This window comes from Acinetobacter sp. RG5, assembly GCF_031844265.1.
Taxonomy (GTDB): domain Bacteria; phylum Pseudomonadota; class Gammaproteobacteria; order Pseudomonadales; family Moraxellaceae; genus Acinetobacter.
In genome coordinates, this window is record NZ_JAUZUV010000003.1 from 229,902 (window position 1) to 246,134 (window position 16,233).

General features: G+C 44.8%; 22 protein-coding genes. 21 read left to right on the plus strand and 1 reads right to left on the minus strand.

Annotation, left to right across the window (positions count from 1 at the left end):
- The 16 genes from rplE (at position 1) to Q9R21_RS05285 (ending at position 9,423) form a co-directional block, all read left to right on the plus strand.
- Positions 1–537 carry a 50S ribosomal protein L5 gene (gene rplE, locus Q9R21_RS05210; RefSeq protein WP_004645057.1) on the plus strand — a complete coding sequence of 179 codons (537 nt, stop codon included), beginning with the start codon at positions 1–3 and terminating at the stop codon, positions 535–537.
- A 9-nt stretch (positions 538–546) separates the two neighbouring features.
- The gene (gene rpsN / locus Q9R21_RS05215) at positions 547–852 is read left to right on the plus strand and encodes a 30S ribosomal protein S14 (RefSeq protein ID WP_004732275.1); all 306 of its coding nucleotides are present in this window, start codon (positions 547–549) and stop codon (positions 850–852) included.
- 12 nt (positions 853–864) lie between these two features.
- The gene (gene rpsH / locus Q9R21_RS05220; protein ID WP_004281499.1) at positions 865–1,260 is read left to right on the plus strand and encodes a 30S ribosomal protein S8; all 396 of its coding nucleotides are present in this window, start codon (positions 865–867) and stop codon (positions 1,258–1,260) included.
- A 13-nt stretch (positions 1,261–1,273) separates the two neighbouring features.
- Positions 1,274–1,807 (plus strand): 50S ribosomal protein L6, encoded by a 534-nt coding sequence (gene rplF / locus Q9R21_RS05225; RefSeq protein WP_004645059.1) that lies wholly within the window; start codon positions 1,274–1,276, stop codon positions 1,805–1,807.
- A 14-nt stretch (positions 1,808–1,821) separates the two neighbouring features.
- Positions 1,822–2,172 carry a 50S ribosomal protein L18 gene (gene rplR / locus Q9R21_RS05230; RefSeq protein ID WP_004281497.1) on the plus strand — a complete coding sequence of 117 codons (351 nt, stop codon included), beginning with the start codon at positions 1,822–1,824 and terminating at the stop codon, positions 2,170–2,172.
- A 2-nt stretch (positions 2,173–2,174) separates the two neighbouring features.
- On the plus strand, positions 2,175–2,672 hold the full coding sequence (gene rpsE / locus Q9R21_RS05235) for a 30S ribosomal protein S5 (RefSeq protein ID WP_004281496.1): 498 nt from the start codon (positions 2,175–2,177) through the stop codon (positions 2,670–2,672).
- Positions 2,673–2,678: 6 nt separating this feature from the next.
- Positions 2,679–2,855, plus strand: a complete 177-nt coding sequence (rpmD, locus tag Q9R21_RS05240) for a 50S ribosomal protein L30 (RefSeq protein WP_004281495.1) — start codon at positions 2,679–2,681, stop codon at positions 2,853–2,855.
- Positions 2,856–2,858: 3 nt separating this feature from the next.
- A complete protein-coding gene (rplO, locus tag Q9R21_RS05245; protein ID WP_064094518.1) occupies positions 2,859–3,299 on the plus strand; it encodes a 50S ribosomal protein L15 in 441 nt (146 codons plus the stop codon).
- A 45-nt stretch (positions 3,300–3,344) separates the two neighbouring features.
- Positions 3,345–4,664 carry a preprotein translocase subunit SecY gene (gene secY / locus Q9R21_RS05250; RefSeq protein ID WP_180037316.1) on the plus strand — a complete coding sequence of 440 codons (1,320 nt, stop codon included), beginning with the start codon at positions 3,345–3,347 and terminating at the stop codon, positions 4,662–4,664.
- Between the two features lie 19 nt (positions 4,665–4,683).
- Positions 4,684–4,800: a 50S ribosomal protein L36 gene (rpmJ, locus tag Q9R21_RS05255; protein ID WP_000867907.1), complete on the plus strand. Its 117-nt coding sequence runs from the start codon at positions 4,684–4,686 to the stop codon at positions 4,798–4,800.
- Between the two features lie 105 nt (positions 4,801–4,905).
- Positions 4,906–5,262 carry a 30S ribosomal protein S13 gene (rpsM, locus tag Q9R21_RS05260; protein ID WP_004281492.1) on the plus strand — a complete coding sequence of 119 codons (357 nt, stop codon included), beginning with the start codon at positions 4,906–4,908 and terminating at the stop codon, positions 5,260–5,262.
- A 19-nt stretch (positions 5,263–5,281) separates the two neighbouring features.
- Positions 5,282–5,668 (plus strand): 30S ribosomal protein S11, encoded by a 387-nt coding sequence (gene rpsK / locus Q9R21_RS05265; RefSeq protein WP_004281491.1) that lies wholly within the window; start codon positions 5,282–5,284, stop codon positions 5,666–5,668.
- 12 nt (positions 5,669–5,680) lie between these two features.
- Entirely contained in the window at positions 5,681–6,307 is a 627-nt protein-coding gene (gene rpsD, locus Q9R21_RS05270; RefSeq protein ID WP_004281490.1) for a 30S ribosomal protein S4, read from the plus strand.
- 16 nt (positions 6,308–6,323) lie between these two features.
- Positions 6,324–7,331 carry a DNA-directed RNA polymerase subunit alpha gene (locus Q9R21_RS05275; protein WP_311203859.1) on the plus strand — a complete coding sequence of 336 codons (1,008 nt, stop codon included), beginning with the start codon at positions 6,324–6,326 and terminating at the stop codon, positions 7,329–7,331.
- A gap of 18 nt (positions 7,332–7,349) precedes the next feature.
- Entirely contained in the window at positions 7,350–7,715 is a 366-nt protein-coding gene (gene rplQ, locus Q9R21_RS05280) for a 50S ribosomal protein L17 (protein WP_004281488.1), read from the plus strand.
- Between the two features lie 217 nt (positions 7,716–7,932).
- Complete coding sequence (locus tag Q9R21_RS05285) at positions 7,933–9,423, plus strand: NAD(P)/FAD-dependent oxidoreductase (RefSeq protein WP_311203860.1); 1,491 nt, start codon at positions 7,933–7,935, stop codon at positions 9,421–9,423.
- A 60-nt stretch (positions 9,424–9,483) separates the two neighbouring features.
- On the opposite strand, the gene Q9R21_RS05290 is transcribed toward Q9R21_RS05285, so the two are convergent.
- Positions 9,484–10,656, minus strand: coding sequence for an acyl-CoA dehydrogenase family protein (locus Q9R21_RS05290; RefSeq protein WP_311203861.1), 1,173 nt, complete (start codon positions 10,654–10,656; stop codon positions 9,484–9,486).
- 183 nt (positions 10,657–10,839) lie between these two features.
- Between Q9R21_RS05290 and Q9R21_RS05295 the strand changes: the two genes are divergently transcribed.
- The 5 genes from Q9R21_RS05295 to Q9R21_RS05315 all read left to right on the plus strand — a co-directional run bounded on the left by Q9R21_RS05295 (position 10,840) and on the right by Q9R21_RS05315 (position 16,171).
- Positions 10,840–11,097 (plus strand): succinate dehydrogenase assembly factor 2, encoded by a 258-nt coding sequence (locus tag Q9R21_RS05295; RefSeq protein WP_004281484.1) that lies wholly within the window; start codon positions 10,840–10,842, stop codon positions 11,095–11,097.
- Positions 11,090–11,476, plus strand: a complete 387-nt coding sequence (locus Q9R21_RS05300) for a hypothetical protein (RefSeq protein WP_004281482.1) — start codon at positions 11,090–11,092, stop codon at positions 11,474–11,476. The genes Q9R21_RS05295 and Q9R21_RS05300 overlap by 8 nt, the downstream gene beginning before the upstream one ends.
- 534 nt (positions 11,477–12,010) lie before the next feature.
- Positions 12,011–13,051 (plus strand): hypothetical protein, encoded by a 1,041-nt coding sequence (locus Q9R21_RS05305; protein ID WP_004281480.1) that lies wholly within the window; start codon positions 12,011–12,013, stop codon positions 13,049–13,051.
- Positions 13,052–13,118: 67 nt separating this feature from the next.
- Complete coding sequence (gene rrtA, locus Q9R21_RS05310; protein WP_311203862.1) at positions 13,119–13,691, plus strand: rhombosortase; 573 nt, start codon at positions 13,119–13,121, stop codon at positions 13,689–13,691.
- 197 nt (positions 13,692–13,888) lie between these two features.
- Positions 13,889–16,171 (plus strand): TRAP transporter large permease subunit, encoded by a 2,283-nt coding sequence (locus Q9R21_RS05315; protein WP_311203863.1) that lies wholly within the window; start codon positions 13,889–13,891, stop codon positions 16,169–16,171.
- Positions 16,172–16,233: the final 62 nt, after the last annotated feature.

The window sequence follows — 16,233 nt, forward strand, 5'->3', positions numbered from 1 at the left end:
ATGGCCAGACTTAAAACACGTTACAACGACGAACTTAAAGCTCAATTACAAGAAGTATTGGGCGTTAAGAATGTGATGGAGATTCCTCGCATCACTAAAATCACGATCAACATGGGTGTTGGCGCAGCTGCTGCCGACAAAAAACTCCTTGATGGTGCTCTTTCAGATATGCAAGCTATCGCTGGTCAAAAACCAGTACTTACGTTAGCTCGTAAATCAATCGCTGGTTTTAAAATCCGTGATGGTTGGCCGATCGGTTGTAAAGTTACTTTACGCGGCGAACGTATGTACGAATTCTTGGACCGTTTGATCTCGATTGCGATCCCTCGTATCCGTGACTTCCGTGGTTTCTCTGCGAAATCATTCGACGGTCGTGGTAACTACTCAATGGGTCTTAAGGAACAAATCATGTTCCCTGAAATCGATTTTGACAAGATTGATCGTATTCGTGGTATGGATATTACCATTACTACGACTGCTCGCACCGATGACGAAGGCCGTGCGCTTATGCGTGCATTCGGCTTCCCGTTCAAATAAGAGGTCGATATGGCTAAGAAAGGTATGATTAATCGCGAATTGAAACGCGAAGCTACTGTTGCTAAATACGCTGCAAAACGTGCTGAATTAAAAGCTGTTATTGCAAACGTAAATGCATCAGACGAAGAACGTTTCGAAGCGATGATGAAATTACAAGCATTACCACGTAATGCATCTCCAGTACGTCTACGTAACCGTTGTGGTTTAACTGGTCGTCCTCATGGTTACTTCCGTAAGTTCGGTTTAAGCCGTAACAAATTACGTGAAACAGTAATGCAAGGTGATGTACCTGGCGTTGTTAAGGCAAGCTGGTAAGGAGCACTATAGATGAGTATGCAAGATACCGTTGCCGACATGCTAACACGTGTTCGTAACGCACAAATGGCAAAGAAACAAACTGTTTCTATGCCAAATTCTAAGTTGAAAGTAGCAATCGCTAACTTACTTCAACAAGAAGGTTATATTTCAAACGTAGAAGTTGCAGATGCTGAAGGCAAACCAACTCTTACTTTGACTTTAAAGTATTTCGAAGGCAAACCAGTTATCGAAACTGTGAAGCGCGTAAGCCGTCCAGGTCTACGTCAGTATCGCGGTAAAGATGCACTTCCTAGCGTTAAGCAAGGTTTAGGTATTGCAATTGTTTCTACAAGCAAAGGCATCATGACTGATCGCGCTGCACGTGCTGCAGGCGTTGGTGGTGAAGTTATTGCTTTTGTTTCTTAATAGGTGATTCCTCATGTCTCGTGTGGCTAAAGCCCCAGTAACTGTACCTAACGGTGTAACAGTTACTCAGAACGGCCGGCAGGTCGAAGTGAAAGGCACTAAAGGTACATTGTCTTTCAACCTGCATGCGCTGGTCGAGCTTAAACAGGAAGACGGTATTCTAGCTATTGCTCCAGTACAAGAGTCGAAAGACGCTTGGATGCAAGCTGGTACTGCTCGCGCTGTGCTTAATAACCTTGTAAAAGGTGTTAGCGAAGGTTTCGAACGTAAGTTACAGCTTATCGGTGTTGGTTATAAAGCTGCGGTTAAAGGTGACGTTGTTCATCTTAACCTTGGTTTCTCTCACCCGATCGATTATGCACTTCCTGCAGGTGTAACTGCTGAAACTCCAACTGCAACTGAAATCATTCTTAAATCTGCTGATAAAGCAGCTTTAGGACAGGTTGCTGCAGATATCCGTGGTTACCGTCCACCAGAGCCATATAAAGGCAAAGGTGTTCGTTATTCTGACGAAGTTGTACTTCGTAAAGAAGCTAAGAAGAAATAAGGCGCGAGGTTCTTATGAACGAAAAGAAACAATCCCGTTTGCGTCGTGCGAAAAGCACACGCTTGCACATCCGTGCATTGGGTGCGACTCGTTTGTGTGTAAACCGCACTCCGCGTCACATCTATGCTCAAGTTATCTCTGCAGATGGTGGCAAAGTATTAGCGCAAGCTTCTACTTTAGACGCTACTCTACGTGCGGGTACAACTGGTAACGTTGAAGCAGCTCAGAAAGTAGGTGCTTTAATCGCAGAACGCGCTAAAGCAGCTGGTGTTACTAAAGTTGCATTTGACCGTTCTGGTTTTAAATATCATGGTCGTATCAAAGCCTTGGCTGATGCTGCTCGTGAAAACGGCTTGGAGTTCTAATCATGGCTAAAGTTGAACAAAACGAAGGTCTTGTTGAAAAGCTGGTTGCCGTTGATCGTGTAGCCAAAGTTGTTAAGGGTGGTCGTATCTTCTCTTTCACAGCATTAACTGTTGTGGGTGATGGTAATGGTCGCGTAGGTTTTGGTCGTGGTAAAGCACGTGAAGTTCCAGCTGCTATCTCTAAAGCACTTGAAGCTGCTCGTCGCAATATGATTACTGTTGACCTTGTTGATGGTACGTTACAGCACCCAATTCATGCACGTCACGGCGCTAGCCGCGTATTCATGCAGCCTGCCTCTGAAGGTACAGGTGTAATTGCTGGTGGCGCTATGCGTGCAGTTCTAGAAGCTGTAGGCGTACGTAACGTGTTGACTAAATGCCGTGGTTCTACTAACGCTGCTAACGTAGTAAACGCAACTTTCAATGGTTTGCGTGATATGACTACTCCTGAAAAGGTTGCTGCGAAACGTGGTCTTTCAGTAGAACAAATTCAAGGGTAATCAATCATGAAAACGATTAAAGTTACCCAGACTAAATCTGCATCGCACCGCTTGAAAAATCACAAGCTTAGCCTGCAAGGTTTAGGTCTGCGTCGTATTGGTCATACTGTAGAAGTGTTAGACACACCTTCTAACCGTGGTATGATCAACCAAGTCTACTATATGGTTAGTGTAGAGGAATAAGCCATGACTCTGCGTTTAAATACAATTGCACCTGCAGAAGGTGCTAAACGTGACAACCTTCGTTTAGGCCGTGGTATCGGTTCTGGCGTTGGTAAGACCGGTGGCCGTGGTGTCAAAGGTCAAAACTCACGTAAGAGCGGTGGTACTCGTCCAGGTTTCGAAGGCGGTCAAACAGCACTTTATCGTCGTTTGCCTAAATTCGGCTTCACTAGCCAATTGGCTTTGAAAACTGCTGAAGTACGTTTATCTGAGCTTGCTAAAGTTGAAGGCGACATCGTGTCTCTTGAAACTTTAAAAGCTGCGAACGTTGTACGTAAAGACATGACTCGTGCTCGTATCGTACTTTCTGGTGAAATTACTCGTGCATTCACTATTCAAGGTGTTGCATTGACTAAAGGCGCTAAAGCTGCTGTTGAAGCTGCTGGCGGCAAAGTCGAGGAGTAATCCCCAGTGTCTATGACTCCTAGTTCTTCAGGTCATGTCAACATGATGAAAGGCCAACCATTTCATGTGAAATACCGTGAAATTATTCGTCGAATGATGTTTCTCATTGGTGCGTTGTTGGTGTTTCGACTAGGAGCGCATATTCCAGTACCAGGCATCAATAATGCTGCGTTAGAAAACTTGTTTAATGCAAACCAAGGTACCATCCTTGGTTTGTTTAACATGTTCTCTGGTGGTGCATTAGAACGAATGTCTATTCTTGCTCTCGGGATCATGCCATACATTTCTGCATCGATTATTGTGCAGTTGATGTCAACTGTGGTTCCTTCGCTGGAAGCTTTAAAGAAAGAAGGCGAGCAAGGCAAACGTAAGATAAATCAATACACACGACAAGGTACATTATTCTTAGCGCTGGTACAGGCGATAGGTATGTGTGCAGGCCTGATCAGTCAGGGGATTACCCTGAATACTGGTTTGGCTTTTTATGTTCCTGCAGTAACCTCACTGGTTGCGGGGACCATGTTCTTGATGTGGTTGGGTGAACAGATTACCGAGCGTGGGGTGGGGAATGGTATTTCCATGATCATCTTCGCGGGTATTGTTGCCGGATTGCCTAATCTGATTATGCAATCTTTCTCATCTGTAGATAATGGCCAGACCAGCCTGATTGGCTTGGTAATTTTTGGTTTGTTGTCTCTGGGTGTTTTGGCAGCGATCGTGTTTATCGAGAAGGCGCAGCGTCGTATTCCGGTAAACTATGCTCAAAAACAACAAGGTCGTCGTGTATTTACTGCACAGCAGACACATTTGCCATTAAAAATTAATATGGCGGGTGTGATTCCGGCAATTTTTGCAAGCTCATTGCTTTTGTTCCCTGCGAGCTTAGGTCAGTGGGTGGGTAGTGCAGATCCAAATGCTGGATTTATTAAGCGTAGCCTGCAAGATGTGGCATTGGTGTTGTCGCCTGGTCAGCCGTTGTATTTGGTGCTCTTTGGTGCGTTAATTATCTTTTTCTGTTACTTCTATACAGCACTGGTATTTAGTCCTAAAGAAGTGTCAGAGAACTTGAAACGCAGCGGAGCTTACGTGCCTGGTATACGTCCAGGTGAGCAAACTGCTCGTTACTTAGATCATATTCTCAATCGTTTGACGTTTATTGGCGCGATTTACATCACCGTCATTTGTTTGATGCCGATGGTATTGCAAAGTTCATTTGGTATTCCATTCTATTTGGGTGGTACCTCTTTGCTGATTGTTGTGGTAGTGGTGATGGACTTTATGGCTCAGCTGCAATCACACCTTACTTCGCACCAATACGATAATCAAACGTTAATGAGAAAAACGACTGCTCATCCTAAGGGATAAGCGCACTTGAGGTTTCATCATGAAAGTACAAGCTTCTGTTAAGAAAATTTGTGGTAGCTGTAAAGTTATCCGTCGTAATGGGGTTATCCGCGTAATTTGTAGCGCAGAACCTCGTCATAAGCAGCGTCAAGGTTAATCTGATTAAGACCTGTTGATTTCTGTAGGCGAATTAGGTTATTATCCGCCCCTCAAGATTTTTGTGGGGCGGTTGATTATCTACTGCCTTTTTGGAGAAAATTGAATGGCTCGTATTGCCGGTGTAAACATTCCGGATAACAAGCACGCTGTTATCTCTCTAACGTATATCTTTGGTATTGGTCGCCATACTTCAAAAGCTATCTTAGCTGCTGCTGGTATTGCTCCAACTACTAAGATCCGTGAATTAGATGACGCTCAGCTTGATGCGATTCGTGCAGAAGTTGCTAAGGTTCCGACCGAAGGTGATTTACGTCGCGAAATTTCCATGAACATTAAACGTTTAATGGATTTAGGCTGCTACCGCGGTCTTCGTCATCGTCGCAGCTTGCCTGTCCGCGGTCAACGCACCAAAACTAACGCTCGTACCCGTAAAGGTCCGCGCAAACCTATTAAGAAATAAGATTTCTGGAAGCTAAAAGATGGCTAAAGATACTCGCGCACGCAAGAAGGTCACTCGTACCGTCTCTGAAGGTGTCGCACACATTCACGCTTCTTTTAATAACACCATTGTGACTATTACCGATCGTCAAGGTAATGCACTGGCTTGGGCCACTTCAGGTGGACAAGGCTTCCGTGGATCACGTAAATCAACTCCGTTCGCTGCTCAGGTAGCTGCTGAAGTTGCTGGTAAAGCTGCTTTAGACTACGGTTTGAAAAACTTGGACGTCCTTGTAAAAGGTCCTGGTCCTGGTCGTGAATCTGCGGTTCGTGCTTTAGGTGCAGTGGGTTATAAAATTAACAGCATTACCGATGTGACGCCAATCCCGCACAACGGTTGCCGTCCACCTAAAAAACGTCGCGTGTAAGGAGAAACATTCATGGCTCGTTATATTGGTCCAAAATGCAAACTCTCTCGTCGCGAAGGGACAGACCTGCAACTTAAATCAGGCGTTAAACCGTTTGATGTTAAGACAAAAAAACATGCGAAAGTTCCTGGCCAACACGGCGGGGCTCGTGGTGGTAAACAATCTGAGTACTCACTACAATTACGTGAAAAACAAAAAGTACGTCGCATGTACGGTGTTTTAGAGCGTCAATTTAGTAACTACTATAAAGAAGCTGCTCGTGTTAAAGGCGCAACTGGTGAAAACCTGTTGAAGCTACTTGAAAGCCGTCTTGATAACGTTGTTTATCGTATGGGTTTCGGTTCTACTCGTGCAGAAGCTCGTCAGTTAGTATCTCACCGTAGCATCACTTTGAATGGCCGTCGTGTTAACATTGCGTCTATCCAAGTTAAAGCGGGTGATGTGATCGCAGTTCACGAAGGCGCTAAGCAACAATTACGTATCAAAAACGCAATTGAATTGGCTACTCAACGTGGCATGCCTTCTTGGATGGAAATTGACCATTCTAAATTAGAAGGTACGTTCAAAGCTGCACCGGATCGTTCTGATTTACCTGCTGAAATCAACGAAAGCTTGATTGTAGAATTGTATTCTAAATAATCCTTGAGGAAGCAATATGACGCGTACTGCAAATGAGTTTCTAACTCCGCAAGCGATCAAGGTCGAAGCGGCAAGCGGGACCTCGGCAAAAGTTATTCTAGAACCATTAGAGCGTGGCTTCGGTCATACTCTTGGTAATGCTTTACGTCGCATCCTTCTTTCTTCTCTACCTGGCGCAGCTGTGGTAGAAGTTGAGATTGAAGGGGTCGAGCACGAGTACAGTACTTTGGAAGGCTTGCAGCAGGACATCGTCGAGCTCTTGCTGAACCTAAAAGGATTGTCGATTAAGCTGTTCGATCAAAATGAAGCTTATTTAACATTAGAGAAACAAGGTGCAGGCGACGTAACTGCGGCTGACCTTCGTTTACCTCATAATGTTGAAGTGGTTAACCCTGAACATTTGATCGGTATTTTAAGTGCCTCAGGCTCATTGAAAATGCGTCTGAAAGTGGCTCAAGGTCGTGGCTACGAGACTTCTGATTCACGCTTCCCAGAAGGCGAAACTCGCCCAGTGGGTCGCTTGCAGTTAGATGCGTCTTACAGCCCAATCAAACGTGTTTCATATACCGTGGAAAACGCGCGTGTAGAACAACGTACTGACCTTGATAAACTGATCATTGATCTTGAAACTAACGGTACTGTCGATCCTGAAGAAGCGATCCGCAAAGCTGCAACTATTTTGCAGCAACAAATTGCGATCTTCGTTGACCTTCAGAAAGATCAAGCACCTGTTGCTCAAGAGCCTCGTGAAGAAGTTGACCCAATCTTGCTTCGCCCAGTAGATGATCTAGAGCTAACTGTTCGTTCTGCTAACTGTTTGAAAGCAGAAAACATTTACTACATTGGTGATCTTGTACAGCGTACCGAAGTTGAGTTGCTTAAAACTCCTAACTTGGGTAAAAAATCGCTTACTGAGATCAAAGATGTTCTGGCTTCTAAAGGCTTACAACTCGGCATGCGTTTAGAGAACTGGCCACCGGCTAGTCTCCGTATGGACGATCGTTTCGCCTATCGTAGCCGTTAATTAAGTAGGACTATCACCATGCGTCATCGTAATAGTGGTGTGAAATTAGGCCGTACAAGCAGTCATCGTAAAGCGATGTTCCAAAACATGGCTAACTCTTTGTTCGAGCACGAGTTGATCAAAACAACTGTGCCTAAAGCAAAAGAGTTACGTCGTGTAGCTGAGCCTTTAATCACTTTAGCTAAAAACGATACAGTAGCAAACCGTCGTTTGGCGTTTGCTCGTACTCGTTCAGCAGCAACTGTTGGTAAATTATTTACCGTTCTTGGCCCTCGTTACAAAGAGCGTAACGGCGGTTATCTACGTGTTCTTAAAGCGGGCTTCCGTGCAGGTGATGCTGCACCGATGGCTTACGTTGAGCTAGTAGATCGCGAAGTTAACTAATTTCGTGAAGAATAACGCAAGTTGTTCGAAAAGGTCGGTTGAATAAACCGGCCTTTTTTAATGCCTGTATATTTTAATTTAAAGTGATTGAGTTCAACATAACTGATCTGGCCTGAAAAGATAAAAAAATAGTGGCTTTTTAATGAACTTGACATTGTGTATTGTCAGTTTTGTGATTTAATAAAAACAGATAGCATCGCTTAGGTAAAAGAACAACATGGAAAAGCAGGTAGATATTTTAATTGTGGGTGCGGGGATCTCGGGGATTGGTCTAGCAGCACATCTTTCTAAACATTGTCCGCAACGCTCTTTTGAGATTATTGAACGCCGCGAAAGTATTGGTGGAACTTGGGATCTGTTTAAATATCCGGGAATCCGTTCTGATTCGGATATGTCGACTTTTGGTTTTAATTTCAAACCCTGGAAGAAAGAAAGCGTGCTTGCCGATGGCGCATCCATCAAAAATTATCTGGCTGAAGTAGTAGAAGAGTTTAAACTTCAGCCAAAAATCCATTTCCAGCATCGGGTTCTGAGTGCTAATTATGATTCTGCCACCTGCAAATGGTCAGTAGAGATTGTGGACGCACAGGGTAAGACGCAGATCTGGATCGCCAACTTTATACTGGGTTGTACCGGTTATTATAATTATGATCAGGGTTTTCAGCCGGAGTTTCCAAATCAAACTGCATTCAAAGGTGAGTTTATTCATCCGCAACATTGGCCGGAAAATTTAAACTATAAAGGCAAAAAGGTGGTCATTATTGGTAGTGGTGCGACCGCGATTACCTTGGTTCCTGCGATGGTCAAAGGTGGAGCAGGTCATGTGACCATGTTGCAGCGTTCACCGACTTATATTGCCTCTGTGCCTTCGGTCGATTTTATTTATTCAAAAATGCGTAAATATCTGCCTGAGGAGGTCGCCTACAAGCTGACACGTGCGCGTAATATCGTCATGCAGCGCGGGATTTATGCTTTGGCACAGAAACAGCCAAAATTATTAAAATCACTTTTGCTTAAATCGGTGCAATTCCAGCTGAAAGGTAAAGTAGACATGAAGCACTTTACCCCGAATTATGAACCTTGGGATCAGCGTCTGTGTGTGGTGCCGGATGGGGATCTGTTTAAAATTTTACGTGAAGGGCAGGCATCGGTTGCAACGGATCAGATAGAAATCTTTACCGAAACGGGAATTCAGCTGAAATCCGGTCAACATCTGGATGCTGATATTATCGTCTCTGCCACTGGCCTGAATATCCAAATTCTCGGCAGGATTCTGGCGACGATGGATGGTCAGCCTATCGATACCTCACAGCATATGCTGTATAGAGGCATCATGGTCAGTGATATACCGAATATGGCGCTGATTATTGGCTATATTAATGCCTCCTGGACGCTTAAAGTCGACATTGCAGCTGAGTATATTTGCCGTCTGTTGAATTATATGGATCAGCAAGGTTATGCGCAGGTGATTGCTCAGGGAGATCAGAGTGAATTGCTTCAGGATACCGTCATGGGCAGTCTCAGTTCGGGTTATATTGCCCGTGCTGCAGACGTGATGCCAAAGCAGGGCAAACATGCACCGTGGAAAGTCAGCAATAATTATCTCGCAGACCGTAAGGAGCTCAAACAGGCTTCGTTTGAAGATGGCGTGCTGAAATTTAGAAAAAACAGCAATGTTTTAAAGCATAAACCGCGTCTGGTTTCTTAAAGTTATATTTTTGCATACAGAAAAAGGAGTCCTAAGAGACTCCTTTTTTATGAATCCATTTTAAAGTGAACGGGCGATGAGTTCTTTCATGATTTCATTGGTACCCGCATAAATCCGATTGGCACGGTTGTCGATATAGGCACGGGCAATCGGATATTCCAGCATATAACCATAGCCGCCATGCAATTGCAGACATTCATCAACGACTTTGCTGTACATTTCTGAAATCTTATATTTGGCCGCAGCAGCGGCATCTACGCCTAGTTCGTGATTGAGTTGCAGCTGCATACAGCGATCCAGATAAGCGCGACAGACATCGATCTCGGTACGCAGTTCTGCCAGTTTAAAACGGGTATTTTGAAAATGGCTGATGCTCTTGCCAAAAGCCTGACGTTCCTTGGTATATTTCACTGTATGGGCAAAAGCGGCTTCAGCGCCTGCCTGACAGATAATCGCCACAATCAGGCGTTCCCAAGCCAGTTCTTTCATCAGCATCATAAAGCCCATGCCTTCCAGACCGAGCAGGTTTTCTTTGGGTACCCGAACATTGTCAAAGAACAGTTCGCAGGTATCCTGGCCTTTCATGCCAATTTTATTCAGCGGCTTGCCTTTACTAAATCCAGCTTGGTCGGCTTCGACCATAATCAATGACAGATTGGCCGAACCTTTGTCATTATTGCCGGTTTTACAAACCACGATGGACATATCACAGAGATAGCCATTGGTAATAAAGATTTTGGAACCATTAATCACATAGTCATCGCCATCGAGTACTGCCGAGGTACGCACTGCTTGCAGGTCAGAGCCAGTTCCCGGTTCGGTCATGGCAATCGCGGTGACGACCTCTCCAGACGCCATTTTCGGTAACCATTGTTGTTTTTGAGCTTCATTACCAAAATTCAGCAGATAATTGGCAACAATATCTGAATGCAATGAAAATCCAGTCGCTGAATCTCCGGCATAGGCCTGTTCCTCAATCAAAATCATGCTATACAGCCGGTCTACGCCAGAGCCGCCATATTCCTCAGGCATGGTAGCGCAGAGCAATCCAAGCTCACCGGCTTTATTCCATAGCTCTCGATCTACATGCTGCTGGCTTTCATAACGCTCGGTATGTGGAATGACTTCTTTCTCATAAAATTTACGTACCGTCTCGCGAAAAGCCTCATGTTCGGCAGTAAAGAGTTGGCGCGGCAGCATCGGAGCGAGTGGGCGAATGGCTGCAGATTGCATCTTGTTATTCCTTATTTTGATCTGTTTGGTTTAACTTAGGCCATGCCAAGATCAGCAGCAATGAGCGGAATGTTCAAATGACTTCAATCTGCTGATGCTTTTGGTCATTTCTATGAAATCCCTCGAAATTCAGCCAGCGCTTCAGGTAAACTATTCGGGTTTATAACGAGTTGGGGAAATTCGATGACTGATGACATCAGCTTAGAAGAGCGCAAAGTGATTTATCGTGCGCGTCGTGGTCTAAAAGAACTGGATGTATATTTTGATCCCTACGTAAAAAACCATTACCTGAATGCTGAGCCTTTCGAAAAACAGATGTTTGCAGAGCTGGTTGAGCAGGAAGACCCGGATTTGCTGGACTGGTTTATGGAAGTGTCTGAGCCGCCGCGTCCTGAACTAAAAGATTTTATCAAGAAGCTTAAATTTTACGTTCATGGATAATCGTTGCTTTAAGCTGAAACGCAGTCTCTGTGCATTGGCGTTTCAGCTTTTTATTTTTGCACTGCTGATGTATCTGTTGTATCAGTTATTGCCGATTGCACTTTGGGCAGTGTGCGCTGTCATAGGCTTGGTGATTTATCAGCTGTTTTACCGCAAGACACCACAGATTGAGCAGTTTGAATATCTGGATGGACGTGAATGGTCATTGACTACCAAAGCACGACCGACCCGTCGGGTATGTATTAGTCACGTAATTGATCATCAGGCGTATATTGTGGTGTATTTTCAGCATGCCAAGGCGCGACCTTTATTGATCTGGTGTGATCAATTGCCCTTCAAACAATGGAAATCCTTAAAATTATTGACTAAATTAATTTAGTTGTAAAACAAACGCATTTTAATGATTTAATTAAAATGCTCATAAAACAAATATTTAGACCAAATTCCTATTTTTATTGTCAGACAGAAATCAAGGTTAATCCATGACTTAGAGAAATTGTCTGACAATTTATTCCCTATGTTTTATTTTTAGCCTGTACATTTAACTCACTAACAGCAACTACGGGAGACCTTAATGGAATTTCCAGTATGGATGTTTCTGATCGTAGCGATTGTTTTAACGCTGGTGATCGGACGACTCGGGACAGTGTTGAAGGATAAATTTTCATCTTAATCAAGCAGGGTTTATTATTTTTCTGCTTGTACAGTTAATAAGTAGCATGTGCTGAACCGTCGCAATGCTACTTTTTTTTGCCCAAAATTTGGTATTCTTCTAAATACAGTCAATTGCAGCGCGGCTATTTAATGGCAAAGTGTCTCGTCTAAATTAGAGTAAATACTCTTTTATTCACAAAATGCTTCTGATATCTTTAGCAGAAAGATGGACATAATCACAATTATAGAGGACAGGAAAATGTCAGACGTCCGTAAAATATGCCAAGGTATGGCGACCATTGCAATAACAACAACAGTTTTGACGGGGTGTTCTCAGGTCATTAAAACCGGTGCCAATGTTGCACTGGGTTTCACCGAAAACCATATTGTACCGCCGATTTTAGCGATGGATGATGCTGAAATGGTGTGTAATTCAGGGAATTCTTTAACGCCGGCCATTATGGCGACCAAAGAAATGGGGGCGGATCCAACACGGGTGGCCGTGCTGATGTATTCGGCTGCCGGTATTTGTGCCGAGCAAAAAGCGCTGGAAGCCGAGTTACGCTATTTACGTGCTTCAAAAACCAATCAGGTGGCAGAAGCTCAAGATGCCCGAATCGAGCAGAAGCGCTGGGCGGCACTGGCAGCACAGCGTCAATATACCGGTTATCAACTGTTCCAGAGCCGTTATGAAAAGAAATACCAAAAAGCCCTGGGTGAAGAATGCCCACGCATGAACAGTGATATCGAGCAAACGGTTTATCTGTTGGGTATGCTCAGTGGCTTGCAGGCCATGACCAATGATATTAACTCGGGTGGTGCAGTGCATGTACCGAAAGATATTGCTGCCGTGGTCGAGCGTGGCATGGTGTGTCTGGATAACGCGAAATTCTGGGGTGCGCCGAATGCCACCCGTGCAGTGATCTGGACCTTATTGCCGGGCGCAGGGGAAGGCAAGCCTGACCCTTACCAAACATTAAAACAATCTACACAAATTGGCGAGCAAAAAGGTGTACGTTTATCTCATGCTTTGTATGCCGTAGCGGCTCAGGCCAGTGGGGATGATGCCAAAGTCCGGGATGCCTTAAAAACCTTTGCTCAGGCACGTACCGAGGAAAAACCGGTGAATCCGCAATTCAAGCTGATCGACAGCATGGCTGCAATTATGGTCAGTGGCATATCGGATCGTTACTGGACAGAAAATACCGGTATACGCAGTGGCGATGATGGCATGCAACGTTTCTGGGATGAATCCGACAGTTCTTCCGAGCTCGATGATCTGTTCAGTGCGGATCTGTAATGCAGATATTATGTATGAATCTTCAGGAATGAAGTCAAACTAGATAGTCAGGGAGGACAATAGGCCGATGCTAGATCAACATTTTCGACGAAAAATTATTTTTCTAGCGGCTTTTGTCTCTCTCTCTGCATGTCTGCAAATTTTTCAGGATCATTTCATCTACTGGCAAGAGAGCCTGCTGGGTGAATTCTGGCGACTCTGGACAGCGCATTGGGTGCATGTGGGCTGGATCCATTATTTTCTGAATATTCTCGCCTTTATCTGTTTACCTTTTATTTTTCCACGCGCTACCGTCTGGCATTTCTGTGCCATTTTGCTGATCTTACCGCCGTTGATCAGTTTAAGTTTTTATTTTTTCTTACCCAATATTGAAGCCTATGCTGGCCTGTCGGGCGTGCTGCATGGGGCCTATGTAGCCGTAGCCTGTGTACATTTGCTGTATAAGCGGGAACGCAGCTTTGCGGCGCTGGTGTTATTTTTGATTTTTGCCAAACTGGTCTGGGAAAACACCATTGGCAATGTCGGGACGGCGCAGCTGATCGGCAGCCCGGTTTTGGTTGAGGCACATTTACTTGGGGTGATTTGGGGCGTTATTCTGGCGCTGATCTATATTGTGAGTAATTATTTTCGGGATAATTAAAGTGTAGGGGTAAATAATTTTCTTGGCAGAAAATACAAAAAGAAAATATAAATTGTCATTTTTATTGTGCCAACTTTCATGCAAAGTCAAAACATAAAATAAAGATCCTGACCTTTGAAAAGGAATTTTCGGGGCAGAAGGGAAGATCAGCGTCCTAGACCAAGCATCAGGCCGCTAAAATAAAAATAGGAATACACATGCAAAATGATGATCAAAACAGATCAGGATTAGGTCTGTTGCGTTATATATGGACAGAGTGGATCTCGACCTTCGTCGTGCTGGTTTTACTTTTGCTCACTTTGATTATTGGCACCGGGGAAATGATTCACGGCCAGTTGCTGCGTATGGGCGAGCGTATTTACGGCGATCCGGCAACCGGAATGCAATATTCATTTTTAAGGGCTGAACCGACGCGTCCACAATGTGAACGCAATATCAATGTCGATCAGCGTGTTCAGCAGCAGATGAAAGCCGATGCAGCCGATGAATACGCCGATTTCTTCGGAGTGCGTTCGGAAGCGGATGTCCGTGCTGCGGTGTTACAGGCACAGCAGGTCTGTGAAGAATCCTACCTGTTTTATGATAAAGCCATTCAACATGTGCAAGCACATCCAAGTATTCGGGCTTATCGGACCTTTGAAACTTCTTTCTTTGGCATCTTCAAGTTTGGTACGGAAAACCGGGCTTTGCTTCTGGTCATCATGGTGGTCTTTGCTGCGATCAGTGCCACTCTAAAAACCCATCATATTGGCTTGCGTAGCCCGAGCACGCGTATCGACTTTAAAGTTTATTCGGTCGCCATGCTGGTCGCTAATGCTTTCCTGGCATTTTCATCCTATAGCCAATATCAGTCCGTATTGAACTCGGGCGTGCCGATGGGGGAGATGAAGTACATTTACTGGTTGTGGATGATTCTGTTCAGCGCACTCACTTTGATCAGCCTGTATCAGGTGATCAAACAACCGAAACCGACGCGTGAGGGCGGCAGTTTTGGTCTGGCCTTTCTGAGTGTACCGCTATATGCCTATATGGCTATTACCACCGGAATAAATTTCACCTTCTTTATGGACTATCCAATGGGACAGGGGATTTACCTCGGTCAATTGGTAGAGTTTTCCAGTATTTTCCTAAATCTGGCCTTGTTTATCTGGGCCGGTATGTTGCTGAAACAGACCCGTGTCGTGGACATGTTCCTGAATATTCTGCGTCCATGGAATCTGGCCCCTGAAACCCTGACCTGGTTAATCTTGCTGGCAGCTGCATTACCGACCGCCTATACCGGAGCATCAGGGATTTTCGTAATTGCCGCAGGTGCGATTATTTATAAGGAAGTCTGGAATGCGGGCGGACGCCGTCAGTTTGCATTGGCCGCCACTGCAATGTCTGGTTCACTGGGCGTGGTTTTACGTCCTTGCTTGCTGATTGTCGTGGTGGCATCACTGAATAAAGAAGTGACCACCGACTTACTCTATCACTACGGGATTTATGTCTTCCTGCTCAGTTCGACTTTATTCCTGGTAATTTCCCTGTTCTTTGCAGAAAACAAATTCCGGATTGCTGCACCTATCGTGGCTGCTCCTCAATCCGGTCGCGCCTTCATTGCGATTATTCCATATATCGTGATTTTCATTCTGATCTGGTTATTCTATAAATATGCCTTGTCGACTGACCTGAATGAATTTACCGCACCAGTGATGATGCCAGTCATTCTGCTGATGATTGTCTTGTTCGACAAGTTGCGTCATGAACCTGCGCCGTTGCCGGCAGTGGGGCATTGGGATGAAACTTTGACCGCAACTTTAAACTCAAGATCGGCACCTGAACTGGCGACAGCCGGTGCCGCAGCCAATGCAGAATATCGTGAGGCTGAACATAGTGAACAACCAGGCAAAGAATTGGCTGTTGATCATACTGTGCAGCGTTCAAAAGCGACTGAAATTTTGCGTAATGTCGGTTTCTGGAAGTCTATGCATATTTCGACCAGTGAGACGGTGGGCCATATTGGTGCCTTGGTCATTCTGATGGCACTTTCGGTGAGTGTGGGTGGCTTGCTGGAACGTATTGAAATTATGGAAGCCTTCCCGACCGACATCAGCAGTACCATTCTGGTGATTTCCCTGATTGTCGGCTTGATGATTTTTGTCGGGATGATCATGGATCCATTTGGCGCGGTGATTCTGATCTCGGCGACCGTGGCTCCAGTGGCCTATCAATACGGCATTCATCCAGTACATTTCTGGATGATTACCCTGATTGGTTTTGAGCTGGGTTATGTGACGCCACCGGTTGCGCTAAATCATCTGCTGGCCAGACAGTCGATTGGCGATGCCGAAGTGGCCGAGGCGGATGCAGAAGTACGACACTTGTCTTTCTACTACCGTTATGAACGCTGGATTTTGCCGATGATAGTATTGCTGCCTGCGATGCTGATCATTGCCTATGTGCCTTATATGTTTAAGCTGTTCGGCTGGTATCAATAAAAGAAAAGCAATAAAAAAGCACTTTCGGGTGCTTTTTTATTTATTTGATTTAAATTCGTTAA